Raw genomic sequence first — 21,185 nt, forward strand, 5'->3', positions numbered from 1 at the left:
AAGAGGCTATATTGTTTTTGAATTATTCATATAATTACAGAGAGAGTCAATATGTGTTTATCCTCTAGCCACTTTTCTGAACATAGAGTACAATAAAAGAAAGTAAAAGGGTAAATCGTATACTATATTAAAGAAAAGAGGACTACTGTATCATGGAAACCTATGGAACTTATTCTGACTATTATTTACGATATCTTGAATTATTGTCTAAAGAATATCCGACACAGGCGGCTACCTTTACGGAAATTATCAACTTGCAGGCTATTGTTAATCTGCCTAAGGGGACCGAGCATTTTATGAGTGATTTGCACGGTGAATATGAGGCTTTTTATCATATTTTGAATAATTGTTCTGGTGTCATCCGTGAAAAAGTAGAAATGATTTTTGCCAATTCCATGACGCCGGAGGAACGGGATGATTTACTAACTCTTATTTATTATCCTAAAGAAAAATTGGATTTGCTTAAACGTCAGCATATAGTAACTGATGATTGGGCCCGAACAACGTTGAATCATTTGATTCGTCTGGCTAAGTTGCTGTCATCTAAATATACCCGTTCTAAAGTCCGTAAGGCAATGCCGCCGGCTTTTCGATTTGTTATTGATGAACTGCTGCATTCACAGCCGGACGAAGATAAGAACCGGCATGTATATCATTCTAAAATTTTTGATACTATTTTGGAAACGGGCAGTACACGTCAATTTATCTATGCGTTAGCGAATCTGATTAAACGTCTGGCTGTAGATCATTTGCATATTATCGGGGATATTTATGACCGCGGCCCGCATGCTGACAAAATTATGGATAATCTTATGCATCATCATTCTCTGGATATTCAGTGGGGGAATCATGATGTTCTTTGGATGGGTGCCGCGGCCGGCAGTCAGGCATGCATTGCCAATGTGCTGCGTAATAATATCAGATATCATAATATGGAAATTTTAGAAAGCGGTTACGGCATCAGTCTGAGACCGTTGGCGTTATTTGCATTGGACAGATATCGACAGGAAGATGGCATTGAACCGATGGTCAAGGCTATTAACGTGATATTATGCAAGCTGGAGGGACAGGCTGTTTTCAGGCATCCTGAATATAATATGGATGACCGCCTTTTGTTTCATAAGATTAATCTAAAACAGGGGACGATTACCTTGGGAAATCAGACGTATCCGCTGATAACGACGGATTTTCCAACGTTTAACCCGCAGGATCCATATACCTTATCACCAGAGGAGCACCGCATTATGTCAGATATACAGTCAGAGTTTTTGGAAAGTGAACGACTGCAGCGTCATATGCGTTTTTTGTATAGTCATGGATCGTTGTATCGCAGCTGCAACAATAATTTGTTGTTTCATGGCGGTGTCCCATTGAATGCAGATGGCAGTTTTAAAACTATCTATTTCGATGGCAGACCGTATAAAGGCAGAGAATTCATGGATAAGGCAGATTTTATTGCCCGGCAGGCTTTTGAAAAGCGGGATGAAAGTAGTTTGGACTATATGTGGTATATGTGGTGCGGCACCGATTCTCCCGTATCCGGCAGAATTGTCAAAACCTTCGAACGCAGTTATATTGCGGATAAGGAGACATGGAAAGAACCGCAGAATGATTATTACCGACTCAATCGTGATAAGGATGAATGCATTAAAATTCTTCATGAATTTGGTATTGATTCCCCGCAGGGACATATCATCAACGGCCATACGCCGGTTAAGGTGAAAAAGGGCGAGAGCCCGATTCGTGCGGAAGGCAGGGAGATTTGTATTGACGGCGGTTTTTGCAAGGCCTATCAGGATTCGACGGGAATTGCCGGTTATACGCTTATTTTTAATTCACATGGCATTCGCATTAAGGCGCATTATCCGTTTAAAGATGTGAATCAGGTACTTATGAATAACGTTGATATCGATTCGGAATCCATGCAGGTAGAAATGGAACCGAAGCGGGTTATGATTGGGGATACTGATAATGGTAAAAAAATATTGCAAATGATTGATGATTTAAACGCCCTTCTTGCGGCATACCGCCAGGGAACTATTTTGGAACGAGCAGAAGAAGGATAGCGGTGAGGTTATTATCGGTGCTGCTTTTTTGTGATACAATAACGATATATCTTTAAGGATACGTATGGGGAATAATGAAGAGCAGTCATATATAAGGAGGAACGAATGAAAAATGAAAAAGCGAACACGCCAGTATATTCATAGACAAATCAATCAGATTACAACGGCGTTTCAGTATTTTTTTCGTCAGGAATCCTCCAGCGGAATTATATTACTTCTTTGTGCAGTTATTGCGATGATTCTGGCTAATTCCGGATGGGCAGATATATATGAGCATATTTTACACCGGGAGATTACGATAGGTGCTGGTCAATGGCGTCTGACCATGTCGTTCCTTCATTGGATCAATGACGGCCTTATGGCACTATTTTTCTTTGTGATCGGGATGGAAATCAAACGGGAATTTCTTTTTGGGGAACTGAAATCACCGTTGGCTACGATTTTGCCTGTTGCTGCGGCCATTGGCGGCATGGTAGTGCCGGCGCTATTATATATTACTTTCAATGCGGGTCAGCCGTCTATGGCCGGCTGGGGAGTCCCAATGGCGACGGATATTGCTTTTTCTCTCGGGATCTTAGCATTTGCTGCTAAGTCGGCACCGCGCAGTATTGCCGTGTTTCTGACGGTCCTGGCGATTGTAGATGATTTAGGTGGCATTATTGTCATTGCATTGTTTTATACCAGCGAGCTTCATATGGCGATGCTGCTTGGTGGAGTGATGGTCATCCTGCTTTTATTTTGGGCTTGCCGCCAAAATATACAATCTGTCTGGGTCTATTTAGCCGGCGGTGTTTTTTTATGGTACGCGTTTCTGCAGGGAGGAATTCATCCGACGATTGCCGGTGTACTGCTGGGGTTTGCGATTCCGGCAGGAAACGGTGGTACGGTAAATCTTCTCCATCGATTGGAGCATAGACTTTCTCCTTGGTCGGCCTATCTGGTCATGCCTGTGTTTGCTTTAGGAAATGCCGGGATTATGCTTAATGCGGAAAGCGTAGGTACTGTTTTCTCTCCCATTGGGTTGGGGATCATGGCAGGGCTGCTGATTGGCAAACCCTTCGGAATTTTCATGGCGGTGTACAGCTTGATCCGGCTGGGGATTGTCGCCATGCCAGCGCATGTGACCATGGGGCATTTCCTGGGAGCCGGTATTTTGGGTGGAATTGGATTTACTATGTCTCTGTTTATCGCGTCGCTGGCATTTCCTGACGGTGGGGATTTAATGACGGCAAAGACGGCCGTCGTAGTGGCATCGGTATGCGCCGGTCTGGCGGGAACTTGCGTGTTTGCCTGGACGCAGCGCCGCAGACGGGCGAGTTGAGGAAGCCGCCGTATTTATTGACGGAATCTTGCCGGATGGGTATAATGAAGATAATTACTGTATATAAAGGAGCGGGTTTGATGAATATTATTGATGAACTGTCTTGGCGCGGTGCCGTCAATCAGATGACAGACGAAGAAGGATTGCGTAAGCTGACAGAAGAAAAAAGCATTTCTCTGTATTGTGGTGTCGATCCGACCGGGGACAGCATGCATATTGGCCATTTGATTCCTTTTATGATGCTGAAGCGTTTTGCATTGGCAGGTCATCATCCGTATGTTCTTATTGGCGGCGGTACCGGTGTTATTGGGGATCCCAGTGGGCGCAAGACAGAACGGCAGCTGCAGACAATCGAAAAAATTCATGAAAATGCCGAAAAATTAAAAGCCCAGTTTATGCATCTTTTTGGGGAAACGGCTGAAATTTCTTTCGTGAATAACTATGATTGGCTGAGACAAATTGATTTGTTGAATTTTCTTCGTGATTACGGTAAATTGTTCAGCGTAAATACTATGCTGGCAAAGGAAGTTGTATCCAGCCGTTTGGAGGCAGGTATTTCTTTTACGGAATTTTCATACCAGATTCTTCAATCCATTGATTTTGAACATCTTTTTATGCATAATGATGTTCAGGTTCAAATTGGCGGTGCCGATCAGTGGGGGAATATTACTGCTGGCATTGATACTATTCGTAAAATGCACGGCAGCGATGCCATGGCATTTGGACTTACTATTCCGCTTATGCTCAAGGCGGACGGGACAAAGTTCGGCAAGACAGCAGGCGGCGCGGTATGGCTGGATCCGGATAAAACTTCCCCCTTTGAATTTTACCAGTTCTGGCTTAATCAGGATGATGCTGACGTCGTCAAATATTTAAAGTATTTCACCTTCCTCGGTCAAGAGGAAATTGCGTCGCTAGCAGAAGCGGTTCAGAATGAACCGGAAAAGCGTTTGGCACAACGCCGGCTGGCAGAAGAGGTCACTGCGTTTGTTCACAGTCCGGCAGCATTGCAGGAAGCGCAAAATATCACAGACGCTTTGTATCACGGCAGCATTGCTGATTTGTCGGAACATGAGCTGGAACAAGCGTTTGGAAAAATGCCGACAGTCGACGTAGCAAATGAAGAAAACAATGTTGTCGATTGGCTGGTCGGATCGACTATTTACAAATCGAAACGGCAGGCCCGTGAAGATATCACTAATGGAGCTGTTACGATAAACGGCGTTAAAGTGGTTTCTCTGGATGAAACTGTCCGGCCACATAAGAATTCAAACGGCAAGTATATTATCGTCCGTAAGGGAAAAAAGAAATATACGCTGGCACGGGTACAGCGATAAACTATGGTTAGTATTATTTTTTTCATAGGCTACTGTAATAAATAGGAAAAAACTGTGTCAGAACTATTTTTGACAGGCGATTACAGGCATCGGATTATTCTCCGGTGCTTTTTTTTTGCGTCAGAACGGGGGAGCATTCTTTTGAGGAGAGTGTAAAAAATAGCTATAGAGGGGTTGGTGAACATGAAAAACATTAAGATTATATTAAAGTTTTCATTATTTGTATTTTTTATAATAGTATTGCCATACATATTTAGTAATTTTATGATATACTTAAAAATAAACAAGACAATGACGAATATTCGTGTTTTAATTAAAATGGGAAGAATATATATTTTTTTTTAAGAAAAAGACATTTTATATGTCATATTCATTGTCTTAATTAAGCATATGGATTTCTTTCGTGCTATGATGGCGGGGAAAAATAAAAGTATGGCAAAGGAGATAATTGTATGGTGAAAAACAGTAAGAAAAGAAAGTTAGCAGCAGCCGTTTTAATGGAGACTACGATTATAGGGGGGGGGGATAAACGATGCGCCGGCAGTATATGCGGCGGGTTTGACGGGACAGGAGTATGACAACTTTTTAAAAGAACAGTGGAAAATCAAGCCGGTTCAGAAAGACGCAATGTATGCGGAATTGACGAGAATGATGATGGCTCAGACGGCGCTGTCCTCTGCCAATGACGCTCAGATATCTTCAGTGCCGCAGGTCCAGACGCAGCCCGTGTCTGCAGCAGTAATACAGGCTGAAAATATAAAAACAGAAAAAGCTGAAAACAAACAGGGTGCCACGCTCAATGAAAAAGGTCTCTATGTGAAACAAAACGCGGCCGCAGGCTACGAAAATATGTATAATTCTCTGACCCAAGACGGCCTCCGAATAGGCGGGGATGCTCAGACCGGTTTTCAGGTCGATAACGAAGGAAATACTTATACAACGGGTACGGTAACGGCGGCGGACTTTATTCTGGGTGATAAAAGCTTTAAAGAAGCTGGCGTTATTCCCGGCAGCGTGAAAAATGTTTCTTACGGTATAGCGCTGGGGAATGAATCATCCGTGAGTGCTATGTATGGTACGACATCCGGCAAAGGGGCCCAGGTATCCGGCTGGGGCAGTACTGCTATTGGAGCAAATACCAGCGTCTCCGGAAAAAACTCCGTCGCTATCGGCTACGGCAGTCAGGCGACAGAAAATAACGTAGTCTCAGTCGGCGGCTATGCAGACGGCACACAGCGACGCGTTATTGGGGTAGCAGCCGGTGTAAATGATACCGATGCTGTCAATGTAAGTCAGCTAAAAAAAACGGAAAAGCATGTCAAACAGGGCAGCTATGCCGCAGAGAACGGTCAGGTGAAAATGGATGTCGTAGATGGTAATGATGTCAAGCAGACTACGGGGGTTACCATTACTAACGTGGCTAGCAAGACACAGCAGGATACCAATACGGAAAATATTTCCACTAATACACAAAACATCAGCAATAACAAGACTCAGATCGAAACAAACATGCAGAATATCACAAAAAATGCGGGTGATATTACTACGATAAATGGAACATTAACTGGCGCTGTCATGTATGATAAGACTGATAATGCCTATAACAAGGATTCCATTACATTGGCGGGCACTGCGTATAACAAGAATACTGCAGGCAGCAGCCCTGTCTACACCGGCGGTACCTCCATTACCAACGTGGCCTATGCCCAGGCAGACCGCGCTGTAGAAGGCTATAAGGGATATGCCGCAGTCAATGTAGACCTGATGAATGACCGGCTCAGCCAGACCGAAAACTATGTTACTGGCGGCAATATCAGCGGGGGCAATATTACGCTGAACCGTATTCAAGGGGGCTGGAACACAGTCAAGTAAGTAGACACATTTTAAAAGTATAATTTATAAAAATGCAGAACTATCCCTGCATTTGGTGATAAGCTTCTTCTACTTCATTAGGAGTTAAATATCCAAGCGAAGCATGTGGCCGTTTAGAATTATACCGTTGGATGCTGACAGCGCAGTTTAAAAACAGCTTCTAGTCTTTGTCTGAGTGTGGCGTGAATATGGCAATCGCTTTTTTTAAAATAAGATTTTCCTCTTCCAGTTGCGCATTGCGTTTTTGGAGTTGTTTGACCTGTTTAGCGGTGATAATCTCACCATTGTCGGTTTCGACAGTAGAATATTGCTTAATCTATTTACCCAGAGCGGATTGAGATACACCATATTCTTTTATAAGTGCAGTTTGAGTCTTGCCATTGTGGTAAAGCTCCACCAGTGTGCGTTTGAAGTCTTCTTCGTAACGAGGTGTTTTTGTGGACAAGTTAATTCCTCCTTTTCGTGTTTGAAATAATAATACGCCTGGTGCAAGAATGTGTCTACTTTTATAGGGTAGCACCAAAAAGGCCAAGGAGCCAGGCAGCAAGAAATACATCGGATACAGATTAGTGAAGGAAGTACCCGGAGGGGTGCACGTACTGCGTTGGTGCGTCCCCATTACGTTGCATCGATGAATCATGGCGAGCTCGTCACACAAGTGACAGCGTATCTGCAGAGTACGTACGATCTGGCGCATGTGGTAGTGTGAGCAACAGTGATGGCGGCGGGGATATGGAAAAGACGTCTTTGGGGGCCTGGTCATAGGATGCAAGCAGCATGAGCATGTGTTGGATCGGTATCACGTGAACCGCAAACTGAAAGAGCGGTTGTATTTCACAAAACCCGCGTTACAGGACGAGATACGCAAAGGACTGCGAGAATATCGATGGGAACCGCTGCAGGGATTGCTGGATACGGCGGAAACGCCAGCGGAAACGCCAGAGGAGCTCGTGCATGTACAGAAACTACGGCAGTATGTGAGGCGAAACTGGATATCGTTAGCCCCGCTGAAAGTACGAAAGATCGCTGTATCTTCAAGCGGCATGGGTGCCTGTGAGAGCAATCACCGGATATACAGTTACCGGATGAAAAAACAAGGGCGTCATTGGAGTCGAGCAGGAGGCACAGCGATGGTGAAAGTGATTACGGACATACGAAACCAGGAATTAGATCCGGCGTTTGCAGGATGGACCCAGGGGGTTACCGCTCCGGTGAGCCGTACGTTTCGAGGAACGATGAGACGAGTCATGCGAAAGATCCCTTTTCAAACGCATGTCGGGATTCATCACGGACGCATTTGTAATGCGAGTCCGTCCAGTAGTGCCATGGGGAAGTTAGCAAAAAGCTTTTCAACGCCTGCATTTTTGTAACAAAGCAAAGTCGATGAGGCTAGCTATTATCTGGGTCAATACATGTACCGAGAACTTCTTGACACATACATAAATTTCTTGAAAATTGAAAAATGGATGTTTGATATGATATAATAAAATATATCGCTAATTATTTAAAGATAGATAAGGGCCAGCTAGTAGGCTAATTGAAGTGTTGATGAAAAAAATACTTGACGGATGTAAATCCATGTGATATAATGACTCATTGCGAAATGTTCAATGATATTATGAGATACATGGAGGAAGCGCTTCCGGTGAACAAAAAGTTAAGCAAGGTTCGAGCTGTTATACAGAGCCTTGCTTTTTTGTCGCTTTGTGCAATGCTTTTGACGCTATCATTATCATAATGGTTTACTTTTTATAAGGGGTGAAGAATCAGCATGTTCAAACCTGTACAAGTAGGGAAAAGGACTCGATACACGTATGCTAAGATTAACGAGGTCTTGAAAATGCCTCATTTGTTGGATTTACAGAATAAATCCTACGAATGGTTCCTGGAAAAGGGACTGAAAGATATATTCAAAGACATTTCTCCCATCGAAGATGCATCGGGTAACCTGTCTTTATCCTTTGAAGATTTTAAATTAGGGGAGCCGAAATACGATATCCGCGAATGTAAGGAACGCGATACGACATATGCCGCACCGCTTCGGGTCCAGATCCGCCTTGTGAATCATGAAACAGGGGAAATTAAGGATCAGGAAGTATTTATGGGTGATTTCCCGCTGATTACGGATACAGGTACATTTATTATCAATGGGGCAGAACGTGTTATTGTCAGCCAGCTGGTCCGTTCGCCGGGCGTGTATTATGGCCGTAAAATCGACCCGATGGGGATTCGGCTGTACAGTTCGACAGTGATTCCGAACCGTGGAGCATGGATCGAGCTGGAAACGGATGCTAACGATATTGTGTATGCGCGTATTGATCGGAATCGTAAGATCCCCGTGACCGTTTTGATTCGGGCGCTTGGCTGGTCCAGCAACGCCGATATTATGGAATTGTTCTTTGATAATAAGCGTCTCAAAGCAACGTTTGAGAAAGATACGACAGAATCTCAGGATGAAGCATTGGTCGAAATTTATAAAAAGCTTCGCCCCGGTGAACCGCCAACGGTGGAAAGTGCTCGTAATTTATTTGAGGGCTTGTTCTTTGATCCGCGCCGTTATGATATGGCGCGTGTAGGCCGTTACAAAGCCAGTAAAAAATTGGGCTGGGAGCGCCGTCTTTTCGGACTGACCCTGCATGAGCCTATCGTCAATGCTGAAACAGGTGAAGTAGTTGTTGATGCACATACAGAAATCGGCACGGCTGAAGTCCACACAATCAGGGAGAGCGGCGTATTTTCTGGTGACGGGCTGGTAGAAGCCTTTGTGGAAAAGCAGGATGGCTCTGTATATAAAATTATTTGCAATAACAGCAATCTTCCTTATGAGCATCGCACGATTACCAGAGAGGATATTATTGCGCATATTGATTATCTTTTGAATTTGATGGATGGTTTCGGAACGATTGATGATATTGATCATTTAGGAAACCGCCGTCTTCGCTGCGTTGGTGAATTGCTTCAAAATCAGTTCCGCATTGGCCTGACACGGATGGAACGTGTTGTTCGCGAACGCATGACGATTCAGGATACGGAAAGCATTACGCCGCAGGTACTTATTAATATCCGGCCTGTCGTAGCGGCAATCAAGGAATTCTTTGGTTCGAGTCAGCTGTCTCAGTTTATGGATCAGACAAATCCGCTGGCAGAGCTTACACATAAACGCCGTCTCAGTGCCTTGGGCCCTGGCGGTTTGTCTCGTGAACGTGCGGGCTTCGAAGTCCGTGACGTACATCATTCGCATTATGGACGTATGTGCCCTGTTGAAACGCCTGAAGGACCGAATATTGGGCTGATTTCGTCGCTGGCCTGCTTTGGCAAGGTCAATGAATTTGGGTTTATTGAAGCTCCATATCGCCGTGTGGATAAGGAAACACATATTGTCACGAATGATGTCCGCTATATTACGGCGGACGAAGAAGAACAATATATTATTGCACAGGCAAATGAACCGCTGACGGATGACGGATATTTTGTCCATGAACGTGTTGCCTGCCGTCACGGTGAAGATACCCGTGAATTCCGCGGTGAATTTGTTGATTTCATGGACGTATCGCCAAAAGAAGTTGTTTCTGTCGGGACTTCTATGATTCCGTTTTTGGAAAACGATGATGCGAACCGTGCTCTGATGGGGGCCAACATGCAGCGCCAGGCAGTGCCGCTCCTGCGGACACAGGCGCCTCTTGTTGGTACAGGCATGGAGTATAAGGCGGCTTGCGATTCCGGCGTTTGCATATTGGCCAAGCATAGTGGCGTTGTTTCCCGCGTAACTGGGGATGAAATCGAAGTTACCACGGATTCCGGTGCTGTAGATACGTACCGACTGATTAAGTTTGTTCGTTCCAACCAAAGTACCTGCATCAACCAGCGATCTCTCGTTTATAAAAATGAACATGTTGAAGAAGGTCAGGTTTTGGCGGATGGTATGGCTACTGACGGCGGTGAATTGGCACTGGGCTACAATATTCTTGTTGCATATATGCCTTGGGAAGGCTATAACTACGAAGATGCGGTTCTTTTGAGTGAAGATCTGCCGAAGAACGATTTATATACGTCTATTCACATTGAAGAATATGAATGTGATGCCCGCGATACCAAACTGGGATCAGAAGAAATTACTCGTGAAATACCTAATGTCAGTGAGGACAGCACTAAAAATCTCGATGAAGATGGGATTATCATGATTGGTGCGGATGTGTTTCCTGGTGATGTGCTTGTCGGCAAAGTTACGCCGAAGGGCGAAACGGAACTGACTCCGGAAGAACGTCTTCTTCGTGCTATTTTTGGCGATAAGGAACGAGAAGTCCGGGATACATCTTTACGTGTGCCTCATGGGGAATCGGGAAAGGTAGTCAATGTCCGTATTTTCTCCCGTGAAAATAATGATGAACTGCCCCCTGGTGTCAACCGCCTTGTCCGGGTGTATATTGCACAAAAGCGTAAAATACATGAAGGGGATAAAATGTCTGGCCGTCATGGCAATAAGGGGGTTGTTTCCCGGGTTATGCGTCAGGAAGATATGCCATTCCTGCCGGATGGTACACCAGTCCAGATTGTTTTGAATCCGTTAGGCGTGCCTTCCCGTATGAATATCGGACAGATTTTGGAAACTCATTTAGGCTGGGCTATGCATGAGATGGGCCTGCAAATTAAAAATATGGATTCTAATTTAGAAGCCAAGCTGCGCGAGGCGGGGTATGATGTCGATACGTATGGCATGCCGAAACCGGATAACGCCGGGATTCATATTGCAACTCCGGTATTTGATGGCGCACAGGCAGAAGATGTATTTGAGGCTTTGCAGATTGCAGGCCTTCCAGAGGATGGAAAATCCGTCCTATATGATGGCCGTACAGGTGAACCCATGGATCGCCGCGTTACTGTCGGGTATACGTACTTTTTAAAGCTGCATCATCTGGTTGATGATAAAATTCATGCTCGTTCGACTGGGCCGTATTCTTTGGTTACGCAGCAGCCATTGGGAGGGAAAGCTCAGTTTGGCGGTCAACGTTTCGGGGAAATGGAAGTTTGGGCGTTGGAAGCATACGGCGCGGCATATACGCTTCAGGAAATGCTGACAGTCAAGTCTGACGATGTTGTCGGACGTGTCAAAGCATATGAAAAAATTGTTAAAGGTGAAAATATTCCTGAACCGGGCGTACCGGAATCATTCAAGGTACTGCTGAAAGAACTACAGGCTATTGGTTTGGATGTACAGATTCTCAACGAAGATGGAGAAGAAGTCGTTATCAAGGAATTGGATGACGAGGATGATGTAGAGCCGGAACAGAAGGATGAAATACGACGCGTTATGGAAGGAGATAATGCGCCGGCGGGTACTATGGCCGTAGCGGATGATGGTATAAATGAAAGTGTGATTGCCGATGACGGTAATACAAATGAACTTATAAATAACGGCGGTGAGGATGACATTATGAGTGTCATGAGTCTCGATGCCGCGGCAGATGCTGAACAGGCCGAAAATGATGAAGTTGATGGAAAGAATGAAGACTGATGTATGTGTAGAAGGGAGCGGTACTAGTGCTAGATGTGAACGAATTTGATTCCATGCGGATCGGCCTGGCTTCACCGGAAACAATTCTTGAATGGTCTCATGGCGAGGTCAAAAAACCGGAAACGATCAATTACCGTACATTGAAACCGGAACGGGATGGCTTGTTCTGCGAACGCATTTTTGGGCCGACAAAGGACTGGGAATGTCATTGCGGCAAATATAAACGTATTCGTTATAAAGGGGTTGTCTGCGATCGCTGCGGTGTCGAAGTAACTCGTGCCAAAGTACGGCGTGAACGGATGGGACATATCCAGTTGGCTACGCCAGTATCCCATATTTGGTATTTCAAAGGGATTCCCAGCCGAATGGGGCTGATTCTTGACATTTCCCCGCGTTCGTTGGAAAAGGTGTTGTATTTTGCGTCTTATATTGTTCTGGATCCGGGGGATACGCCCTTGATTAAGCAGCAGTTGCTGACGGAAACGGAATACCGCCAGTATCTTGATATGTACGGTGGTAAATTCCGCGTCGGTATGGGTGCGGCTGCTGTCAAGGAGCTTCTTCAAGGATTGGATCTTGAAAAGCTGGATAAGGAGCTGCGTGAAGAACTGCGTGACTCTTCCGGACAGAGACGTGTCCGTGCTATCCGGCGTCTGGAAGTTGTAGAAGCCTTCCGTCATTCAGGGAACAAACCGGAGTGGATGGTTATGGATGTTGTTCCTGTTATTCCGCCGGAATTGCGCCCGATGGTACAACTTGACGGTGGACGGTTTGCTACATCTGATTTGAATGATTTGTATCGACGGGTCATTAATCGTAACAATCGTTTGAGCCGGCTTTTGGAATTGGGGGCACCGGATATCATTGTTCGCAATGAAAAACGTATGCTTCAGGAAGCCGTTGACGCGTTGATTGATAATGGCCGCCGCGGCCGGCCCGTCACGGGACCTGGAAACCGGCCTCTCAAATCCCTATCAGATATGCTTAAGGGAAAGCAAGGACGTTTCCGGCAGAATCTGTTGGGAAAACGTGTCGATTATTCCGGTCGTTCCGTTATTGTTGTCGGGCCGGAACTGAAAATGCATCAATGCGGACTGCCAAAGGAAATGGCATTGGAATTATTCAAACCCTTTGTTATGAAAAAGCTTGTTGAACGAGGCATTGCCACAAATATCAAAAATGCCAAGAAAAAAGTGGAACGGGTCAACAACGAAGTATGGGATGTGCTTGAGGACGTTATTAAGGAACATCCGGTGCTGTTGAATCGTGCACCGACATTGCATCGTTTGGGGATTCAGGCATTTGAACCTATTCTTTGGGAAGGACGCGCTATCAAGCTGCACCCGCTGGTGTGCACGGCATTTAACGCGGATTTTGATGGTGACCAGATGGCTTGCCATCTGCCGCTTTCTGTAGAAGCACAGTCCGAAGCGCGCACACTCATGCTGTCGGCCCATAATATCTTGGCGCCCAAAGATGGCAAGCCTGTTGCGGTACCGACACAGGATATGGTTTTGGGAGCATATTATTTAACGTTGGTCAAACCGGGCGCTATGGGAGAAGGAAAAATATTTTCTGATTATGATGAAGTTATGCTTGCTTATGATGCCAAGGTTATTGATATTGAAGCGCTGATCAAGGTACGCATTCCTCATCATGGTATGATTGAGACGACGGCAGGTAAGCTGTTATATAATTATCAGATTTATGAACCATTGCGATTGTATCATACCGATAAAGTCATGGTATTTACAGATCCGCAAGACACGAAGTTTGCTTATGAAAATGGTATTATCGATTCGACACATTTTGTTAAGATGAAAGATGTTGAAGGTCGAATTTTGGATTATGGTTTTTCCCAGTTAAAAGAAAAATTTGGAGTGGACCTGATGGCTACGAATCCTCTCCCGGGACATAAAGTTGATAAGGAAGCGGTAGCCGCATTTAAAGAGGGCAGAGAGTTTATAGATGTAGCCTGCTTGGGCGTGCTGATGAATAAAAAACAGATTGGCAAATTAGTTGATGCATGCTTTCATCTTTTTGGAAATACAAAAACGGCTGCTTTGCTGGATCGGGTCAAGGCCATTGGATATCATTATGCTCGTCAGGCGGGGATGTCCATTGCCATATCTGATATTCAAATTCCGGAAGAAAAATGGGGAATCCTCAATAAAACGGATAAGCAGGTGCAAAATGTTACCAAAATGTATTTGCGCGGTCTTATTACGGAAGATGAACGGTATCGCAAGACGTGCTCTTTATGGGAAAAAGCTACAGATGATGTAACAGAAGTTATGATGGATAACATGGATCCATTCAATTCTATTTTCATGATGGCTGATTCTGGGGCCCGCGGCAACAAGCAGCAGATTCGCCAGGTTGCGGGTATGCGTGGACTTATGGCAGATCCTTCTGGCCGTATCATTGACTTGCCGATTAAGGCTAACTTCCGTGAAGGGCTGTCTGTATTGGATTATTTTACATCCAGTCACGGCGCCCGCAAGGGTTTGGCTGATACGGCTCTGCGTACCGCTGACTCTGGATATTTGACCCGGCGTCTTGTCGATGTTTCTCAGGATGTCATTGTCAGAGAAGATGACTGTGATGTGTTTGGTATTGATCTTGTCCGGGAAAGAGCTCGTCTGGCCAGCTCGTGCCGACAGGCCGTCAATCTGCTGAGAGACAAACTGATTGGCCGTGTACTGGTTAAAGAGGTTGCTGATCCGGAAACACAGGAAATCGTATTTCCGACGGATCATATTCTGACAACGGACGATATGGATATAGTTATCGAACATAAGCTGCCAAAACTATATCTTCGCGGCAGCCAGATGGATATAAACGATGACTTAAATCATACGAATGTTGTGGAAACCGTCACGTTGGGGGCGCCTGAAGAAGGCTTCCGTGAAGCTATTCGGAAGTCTATGGTGGAAAATATGCTGGGTAAAACAGTGGAAAAGGCGGTTGTCGATTCCCATGATATGGAAATTTGCCCGGCTGGAACGCCGCTGACAGCAGATGCAATTGAGCGGATTTTGTCAAGTGACGTTACTGAAGTTAAGGTTCGTAACAACGATATTCGCGGCGTAGAAGTTACGGCAATCGTAGAAGGTAATGGGGTCATTGAACCGCTTGAAGACCGGATTGCTGGTCGTACTGCTGCCGAAACCCTAATTAATCCCAATACAGGTGAGATCATTGTACCGCTGAATTCAGAAATTATGGAAGATCAGGCTGAGGAAGTCGCCAAATATTATAGCAAGGTCAAGATTCGTTCCGTTCTTACCTGCCGCAGCCGGTACGGTGTGTGCGCTAAATGCTATGGCCGTGATCTCGGTACAGGCGGTAAGGTCAATGTTGGAGAATCTGTGGGGACGATTGCTGCCCAGTCTATCGGTGAACCAGGCACGCAGCTGACGATGCGTACTTTCCATACTGGCGGGGTAGCATCTGCTGGTGATATTACACAAGGTCTTCCCCGTGTTGAGGAACTGTTCGAAGCGCGTAAGCCAAAGGGGAATGCTATCGTTACTGAAATTGATGGCGTTGTTTCTATTACAGAAAAAGAAGATCACCATGATATTAATATCGTACATGTTGTCAATAAGGATGGCGAAGAAAGAAGCTATACGATTCCTTATGGCTCCCATTTGGTCGTTCATGAAGGTGATATGATTGAAAAAGGCAGCCGGATTACTTCAGGATCGATCAATCCTCACGATATTCTGCGGATTCAGGGTGTAGAAGCGACCCAGCGATACTTGGTGTATGAAGTACAGAAAGTATATAAGTCGCAAGGTGTTGGGATCAATGATAAACACATTGAGGTCATCGTCCGCCAAATGCTGCGTAAGATGAAAGTTGAAGATGCCGGTGACGCGGATATTCTTCCAGGCGATTATATAGATGTCAATGTTTTTGAGGATTCCAATCGTCGTATTCAAGCGGCAAACGGCAAGCCGATTGTCGGGAAACCGATGCTGCTGGGAATTACTAAGGCCGCATTGGCAACGGAATCGTTTCTGTCGGCCGCATCTTTCCAGGAAACAACACGTGTCCTTACCGATGCGGCTATTAAGGGAAAGATTGATCCGCTTTTAGGCTTGAAGGAAAATGTTATTATTGGCAAACTCATACCTGCTGGTACGGGTATGAGCCGGTATCGCAAGGTTAAGGTTGTAAAAACGGTTCCGTCTATCCATTATGAAGATGAAGATGGTAATCTTCTTGATGTTTTGGAAGCAGGAGAAGGTAAGACACCTGAAGCAGGGCATTGAGAACACGTATAAGGAAAAGAACAAGCCTGATTTTTCGGGCTTGTTCTTTTTTGATAGTGCATCCGGCGTGGACGCGGTCTAACGGGTAAAAGTCCCGAGTGCAGAAGAAATAGTGCCAAGCACACAGCTCAAGGCAGCAAGATGGAATCTGAAGAAGCTGGCGGCAAATCGTTGGTCCGGTGAACAGAAACCGCATACAAGACAGGCGTAATCGGGTAAGGCTGATCTATAAACCGAGGCCCAAAACTATTCGAGGCCAATTCTGTAGATGTGGCAGACAGATGAAAAGAAAGACTGCATTCTTATCTGGGGAGGTCTCACAGACGTGAGTAGGTCATCTGAAAGGGGAGCAACGCTTGCTGTGAGAAGTCCCGAGGCCATTGTACCTGAATTTCAACAGGGAAGGACTGAACCAGTGTAAGTTTTAAGTATCTATAGAAAAGAAGCCGGTACGATGACCACAGAAAACCATATGGCTGCTCGCCAATGGATAGCGTGGAACGTGAAAGATATGCGGGAGCGCTGCGTACCGTTTTTCCGGATGACAGAGAAAGAAACATGCTAGCGACTTGATGGAACGCATACTGGACAGCGCATACAAGCAAGTCAAACGCAACCATGGCGCGCCGGGCATAGACGGAATGTTCGTACGGTCACGCAGGAAGTAAAAATATTCCTGCGGGGGTAGTGGGGCTATTATTACATAGCGGACGTCAAACGAACGTTACAGGTCTGGAATCAAGGATTGCGGCGACGGCTACGGATGTACATCTGGAAACAAGGGAAGAAGCCCAGAACCCGGATACGCAATGTAACGAAATCGGGTATACCTGCGGACAAGGTGTATGAATAGGGAAATATCTGACAGGGATATTGACGAATAGCCGGAAGCCGGTCCAGCCAACGGTAACGGTACGTACGGTGGTGTGGTGAGAGGCCGGTTCACTCAATTAATGGGTGATATCCTATTTGATTATTTTGATACACCCGGGAAAGTGTAATAAAAAATGTCTTAGTTACGCAGGTTTTACGAAAAATACATTGACATCCACAATACGTAATGCTAAAATATCTAAGTGTCGCAGTGAATCAGCGCGACCAATTTGTAAGATTAAGGAGTGATGTTTCGTGAGCTTAGAGATAGCAGGCAGCGTTCGTAAGACTGTAGGTGCAAAGCAAACGCTGAAAGCGATGAAACGAAACGAAGTCACATGCCTCTACGTTGCGAAAGACTGCGATGCAGAGGTTATTGCGCCGCTTATTGCGTATGCTCAGGGCGCAGGAATACCGGTAGATCAGTCATCTACTATGATGGAACTCGGCTTAGCCTGCCATATTAAGGTAAAAGCGGCAGCTGTCGGGGTGCTTAAATAATTTTGGTAATATCATCTTATGAGTTTGCTCGTTGATGATTACATTATAAATCTAATTGTTTGGAGAGGAGGTGCCCATATGCCAACAATCAGCCAATTGGTTCGTAAAGGACGTCAGGATTCTATTTGTAAATCCAATGCGCCGGCTTTGAAAAACTGCCCACAGAAACGTGGTGTTTGCACTCGTGTGTATACCGCTACACCGAAAAAACCTAACTCTGCACTGCGTAAAGTCGCTCGTGTCCGCTTGACGAACGCTATTGAAGTAACTGCTTATATTCCTGGCATTGGTCACAATTTACAGGAACACAGTGTTGTATTAATCCGAGGTGGTCGTGTTAAAGACCTTCCTGGTGTACGTTATCACATTGTTCGTGGTGCCCTGGATACCGCCGGCGTAACAGATCGTCAGCAGTCCCGTTCTAAATACGGCGCTAAAAAGAGCAGCAAATAAGCTTGCTTTTTAAGAGGAATTGATGACCTACATAATAAGGAGGAATTAGACATGCCAAGAAAAGGCCCTGTGCCGAAGCGTGATGTGCTGCCGGATCCGGTATACCATTCAAAATTGGTAACACGCTTTGTCAATAAAGTAATGCTGGACGGCAAAAAGGGTGTCGCTGAATCCATCGTTTACGATGCATTTGACATCATCCGTTCTAAAATGAATAAAGATCCATTGGAAGTTTTTGAACAGGCGCTTAATAATGTTATGCCTGTGCTGGAAGTCCGTGCCCGCCGTGTAGGCGGCGCTAACTATCAGGTTCCGGTTGAAGTACGTGCTGATCGCCGGTTATCCCTTGGGATCCGCTGGACAGTAGGATATGCCCGTAAACGCGGTGAACGTACTATGAAGGAAAAACTTGCTGCTGAATTGATGGACGCATTTAACAATACAGGCGCTGCTATCAAAAAGAAGGAAGATACACATAAAATGGCGGAAGCTAATAAGGCTTTTGCCCATTATCGCTGGTAATTTAATTTAATATTATTTGAGGAGTGGAAAAAATCGTGGCAAGAGAATTTTCTTTGGAAAAAACGAGAAACATTGGCATCATGGCTCATATTGATGCTGGTAAAACCACGACAACAGAACGTATTCTTTTCTACACCGGGCGTGTTCATAAAATCGGCGAAGTTCATGATGGGGCTGCTACTATGGACTGGATGGCGCAGGAACAGGAACGTGGTATAACAATCACGTCTGCTGCGACAACGGCTCAGTGGAAAGGCTATCGTATCAATATCATCGATACTCCGGGGCACGTTGACTTTACTGTAGAAGTTGAACGCTCTCTGCGTGTCCTCGATGGTTCTGTTGCTGTTTTCTCTGCTAAGGGCGGTGTTGAACCACAGTCTGAAACAGTGTGGCGTCAGGCAGAACATTACCATGTTCCCCGTATTGCGTTTATCAATAAAATGGATACGACCGGTGCGGATTTCCTGAATTGCGTACAGATGATGAAAGATCGTCTGCAAGCTAATGCCGTTGCTATACAGCTGCCAATTGGTGCTGAAACGACCTTCAGTGGAATTATTGATCTCATTACGATGAAGGCTGAAGTATATGATGATGCACTCGGCAAAGAAATCGAAATTGTAGAAATTCCGGATGATATGAAAGAAGAAGCTGAAAAATATCATCAAATCATGCTTGAAACTATCTGTGAAACAGATGATGACCTCATGATGAAATATCTTGACGGCGAAGAACTTACGATTGATGAAATTAAAACATCTATTCGTAAAGCCGTTGTCACGAATAGATTGTTTCCGGTTCTTTGCGGTTCTGCGTATAAGAATAAGGGAATTCAGATGCTTCTTGATGCGGTTGTTGACTACATGCCATCACCGCTTGATATTCCTCCGGTTGCAGGCACGAATCCAGATACGGATGAAGAAGATCATCGTGACGCAAATGATGATGAACCATTTTCGGCATTGGCTTTCAAAATCATGGCCGATCCCTTTGTTGGTAAATTAGCGTTTTTCCGTGTGTATTCTGGTACGTTGCAGGCTGGTACCTATGTATACAACTCTACAAAGGGTAAAAAAGAACGTGTTGGACGTATCCTTCGGATGCATGCCAACCATCGTGAAGAAGTACAAGTAGCGTACAGTGGAGATATCGGCGCTATTGTTGGTTTGAAAGATACAACGACCGGTGACACGCTTTGCGATGAAAAACATCCGATTATTCTTGAAAAGATGGAATTTCCGGATCCGGTTATTTCTGTTGCAGTTGAACCAAAAACAAAAGCCGATCAGGAAAAAATGGGCATTGCGTTATCTCGTCTTGCTGAAGAAGATCCGACTTTTAAGGTAAAAACGGATCCTGAAACGGCACAGACTATTATTTCTGGTATGGGCGAACTTCATCTTGATATCATTGTTGACCGTATGTCGCGTGAATTCAAGGTGGATTGCAATGTCGGCAAGCCGCAGGTTGCTTACCGTGAAACAATCCGGAAAACTGTAAAACAGGAAGGTCGTTTTGTTCGTCAGTCCGGCGGTCGTGGTCAATATGGCGATTGCTGGCTCGAACTTATCCCGCAGGAACCAGGGGTCGGCTTTGAATTTGAAAACAAAGTTGTCGGCGGTGCCATTCCAAGAGAATACATTGGTCCTGTTGAATCAGGTGTTAAGGAAGCAATGGAAACAGGTGTTCTTGCCGGGTTCCCCATGGTCGATATTAAGGTCGTCGTATATGATGGTTCTTATCATGATGTTGACTCTTCGGAAATGGCATTTAAGATCGCTGGTTCTATGGGCTTTAAAGAAGGCGCTAGAAAAGCTAGCCCGGTTCTCCTTGAACCGTATGTAAAAGTCGAAGTCGTCGTTCCTGAAGACTATATGGGTGATGTAATCGGGGATTTAAACTCTCGTCGTGGTCGGGTTGAAGGTATGGAAATGCGCAGCGGCGCTGAACATATCAATGCGTTTGTACCACTGGCTGAAATGTTTGGCTATGCAACGGATCTGCGTTCTAAAACGCAGGGACGCGGCGTGTATACTATGACTTTTGATCACTACGAAGAAGTTCCTAAAAATGTAGCAGAAAAGGTCATCAGCGAAAAAGGCTAATATATTTTAATTACACTGGAGGAACTGTAAAATGGCTAAAGAACATTACGAAAGAACCAAACCGCATGTTAACATTGGTACCATTGGTCACGTCGATCATGGTAAAACAACGTTGACAGCAGCAATCACAAAAGTATTGTCCAAAAAGGGCTACGCTAAATTTGAAGATTATGCAGATATCGACAAAGCACCGGAAGAACGTGAACGCGGTATTACAATCAATACGGCACACGTTGAATACGAAACAGATAAACGTCATTATGCCCATGTAGACTGCCCGGGGCATGCCGATTATGTTAAGAACATGATCACCGGCGCGGCGCAGATGGATGGAGCTATC

The 21,185-nt window shown here is 45.1% G+C and carries 15 protein-coding genes and 1 pseudogene; 14 read left to right on the forward strand and 2 right to left on the reverse strand.

Annotated features, from left to right (window positions below; genetic code table 11):
• Positions 1-152 precede the first annotated feature (152 nt).
• The 5 genes from AB840_RS09435 to AB840_RS09450 all read left to right on the forward strand — a co-directional run bounded on the left by AB840_RS09435 (position 153) and on the right by AB840_RS09450 (position 6,596).
• Complete coding sequence (locus AB840_RS09435; protein ID WP_048514593.1) at positions 153-2,066, forward strand: fructose-bisphosphatase class III; 1,914 nt, start codon at positions 153-155, stop codon at positions 2,064-2,066.
• A gap of 112 nt (positions 2,067-2,178) precedes the next feature.
• Positions 2,179-3,387 (forward strand): Na+/H+ antiporter NhaA, encoded by a 1,209-nt coding sequence (gene nhaA, locus AB840_RS09440; RefSeq protein ID WP_048514594.1) that lies wholly within the window; start codon positions 2,179-2,181, stop codon positions 3,385-3,387.
• An 80-nt stretch (positions 3,388-3,467) separates the two neighbouring features.
• On the forward strand, positions 3,468-4,724 hold the full coding sequence (gene tyrS / locus AB840_RS09445) for a tyrosine--tRNA ligase (RefSeq protein ID WP_048514595.1): 1,257 nt from the start codon (positions 3,468-3,470) through the stop codon (positions 4,722-4,724).
• Positions 4,725-5,176: 452 nt separating this feature from the next.
• The gene (locus AB840_RS18085; RefSeq protein WP_268776089.1) at positions 5,177-5,302 is read left to right on the forward strand and encodes a hypothetical protein; all 126 of its coding nucleotides are present in this window, start codon (positions 5,177-5,179) and stop codon (positions 5,300-5,302) included.
• Entirely contained in the window at positions 5,283-6,596 is a 1,314-nt protein-coding gene (locus tag AB840_RS09450; RefSeq protein WP_048514596.1) for a hypothetical protein, read from the forward strand. The genes AB840_RS18085 and AB840_RS09450 overlap by 20 nt, the downstream gene beginning before the upstream one ends.
• Positions 6,597-6,636: 40 nt before the next feature.
• Here AB840_RS09450 and AB840_RS18295 read toward each other — a convergent pair whose 3' ends face one another.
• Both AB840_RS18295 and AB840_RS17820 read right to left on the reverse strand, forming a co-directional pair.
• A complete protein-coding gene (locus AB840_RS18295) occupies positions 6,637-6,753 on the reverse strand; it encodes an integrase core domain-containing protein (RefSeq protein ID WP_143742730.1) in 117 nt (38 codons plus the stop codon).
• A pseudogene (locus tag AB840_RS17820) lies at positions 6,722-7,041 on the reverse strand (transposase); the annotation flags it as partial. The pseudogene AB840_RS17820 and the gene AB840_RS18295, both read right to left, overlap by 32 nt.
• A 340-nt stretch (positions 7,042-7,381) precedes the next feature.
• Here AB840_RS17820 and AB840_RS16105 point away from each other — a divergent pair.
• From AB840_RS16105 to AB840_RS09495, 9 genes are all read left to right on the forward strand, one after another.
• Positions 7,382-7,966 (forward strand): UPF0236 family transposase-like protein, encoded by a 585-nt coding sequence (locus AB840_RS16105; RefSeq protein WP_160300566.1) that lies wholly within the window; start codon positions 7,382-7,384, stop codon positions 7,964-7,966.
• Positions 7,967-8,367: 401 nt separating this feature from the next.
• Entirely contained in the window at positions 8,368-12,108 is a 3,741-nt protein-coding gene (gene rpoB / locus AB840_RS09465; protein ID WP_048514599.1) for a DNA-directed RNA polymerase subunit beta, read from the forward strand.
• Positions 12,109-12,134: 26 nt separating this feature from the next.
• The gene (gene rpoC, locus AB840_RS09470) at positions 12,135-16,388 is read left to right on the forward strand and encodes a DNA-directed RNA polymerase subunit beta' (RefSeq protein ID WP_048514600.1); all 4,254 of its coding nucleotides are present in this window, start codon (positions 12,135-12,137) and stop codon (positions 16,386-16,388) included.
• A gap of 745 nt (positions 16,389-17,133) precedes the next feature.
• Positions 17,134-17,241: a hypothetical protein gene (locus tag AB840_RS18300; RefSeq protein ID WP_354523561.1), complete on the forward strand. Its 108-nt coding sequence runs from the start codon at positions 17,134-17,136 to the stop codon at positions 17,239-17,241.
• Positions 17,242-17,516: 275 nt separating this feature from the next.
• Entirely contained in the window at positions 17,517-17,762 is a 246-nt protein-coding gene (locus tag AB840_RS09475) for a ribosomal L7Ae/L30e/S12e/Gadd45 family protein (protein ID WP_048514601.1), read from the forward strand.
• A gap of 78 nt (positions 17,763-17,840) precedes the next feature.
• Positions 17,841-18,215: a 30S ribosomal protein S12 gene (gene rpsL / locus AB840_RS09480; RefSeq protein WP_048514602.1), complete on the forward strand. Its 375-nt coding sequence runs from the start codon at positions 17,841-17,843 to the stop codon at positions 18,213-18,215.
• A gap of 51 nt (positions 18,216-18,266) precedes the next feature.
• On the forward strand, positions 18,267-18,737 hold the full coding sequence (rpsG, locus tag AB840_RS09485; RefSeq protein WP_048514603.1) for a 30S ribosomal protein S7: 471 nt from the start codon (positions 18,267-18,269) through the stop codon (positions 18,735-18,737).
• 35 nt (positions 18,738-18,772) lie between these two features.
• Positions 18,773-20,845: an elongation factor G gene (gene fusA / locus AB840_RS09490; protein WP_048514604.1), complete on the forward strand. Its 2,073-nt coding sequence runs from the start codon at positions 18,773-18,775 to the stop codon at positions 20,843-20,845.
• 31 nt (positions 20,846-20,876) lie between these two features.
• Positions 20,877-21,185 (forward strand): GTP-binding protein (locus AB840_RS09495; protein WP_048514605.1); only part of this gene is annotated, 309 nt, incomplete at its 3' end.

It is taken from the genome of Megasphaera cerevisiae DSM 20462, assembly GCF_001045675.1.
Taxonomy (GTDB): Bacteria; Bacillota; Negativicutes; order Veillonellales; family Megasphaeraceae; genus Megasphaera; species Megasphaera cerevisiae.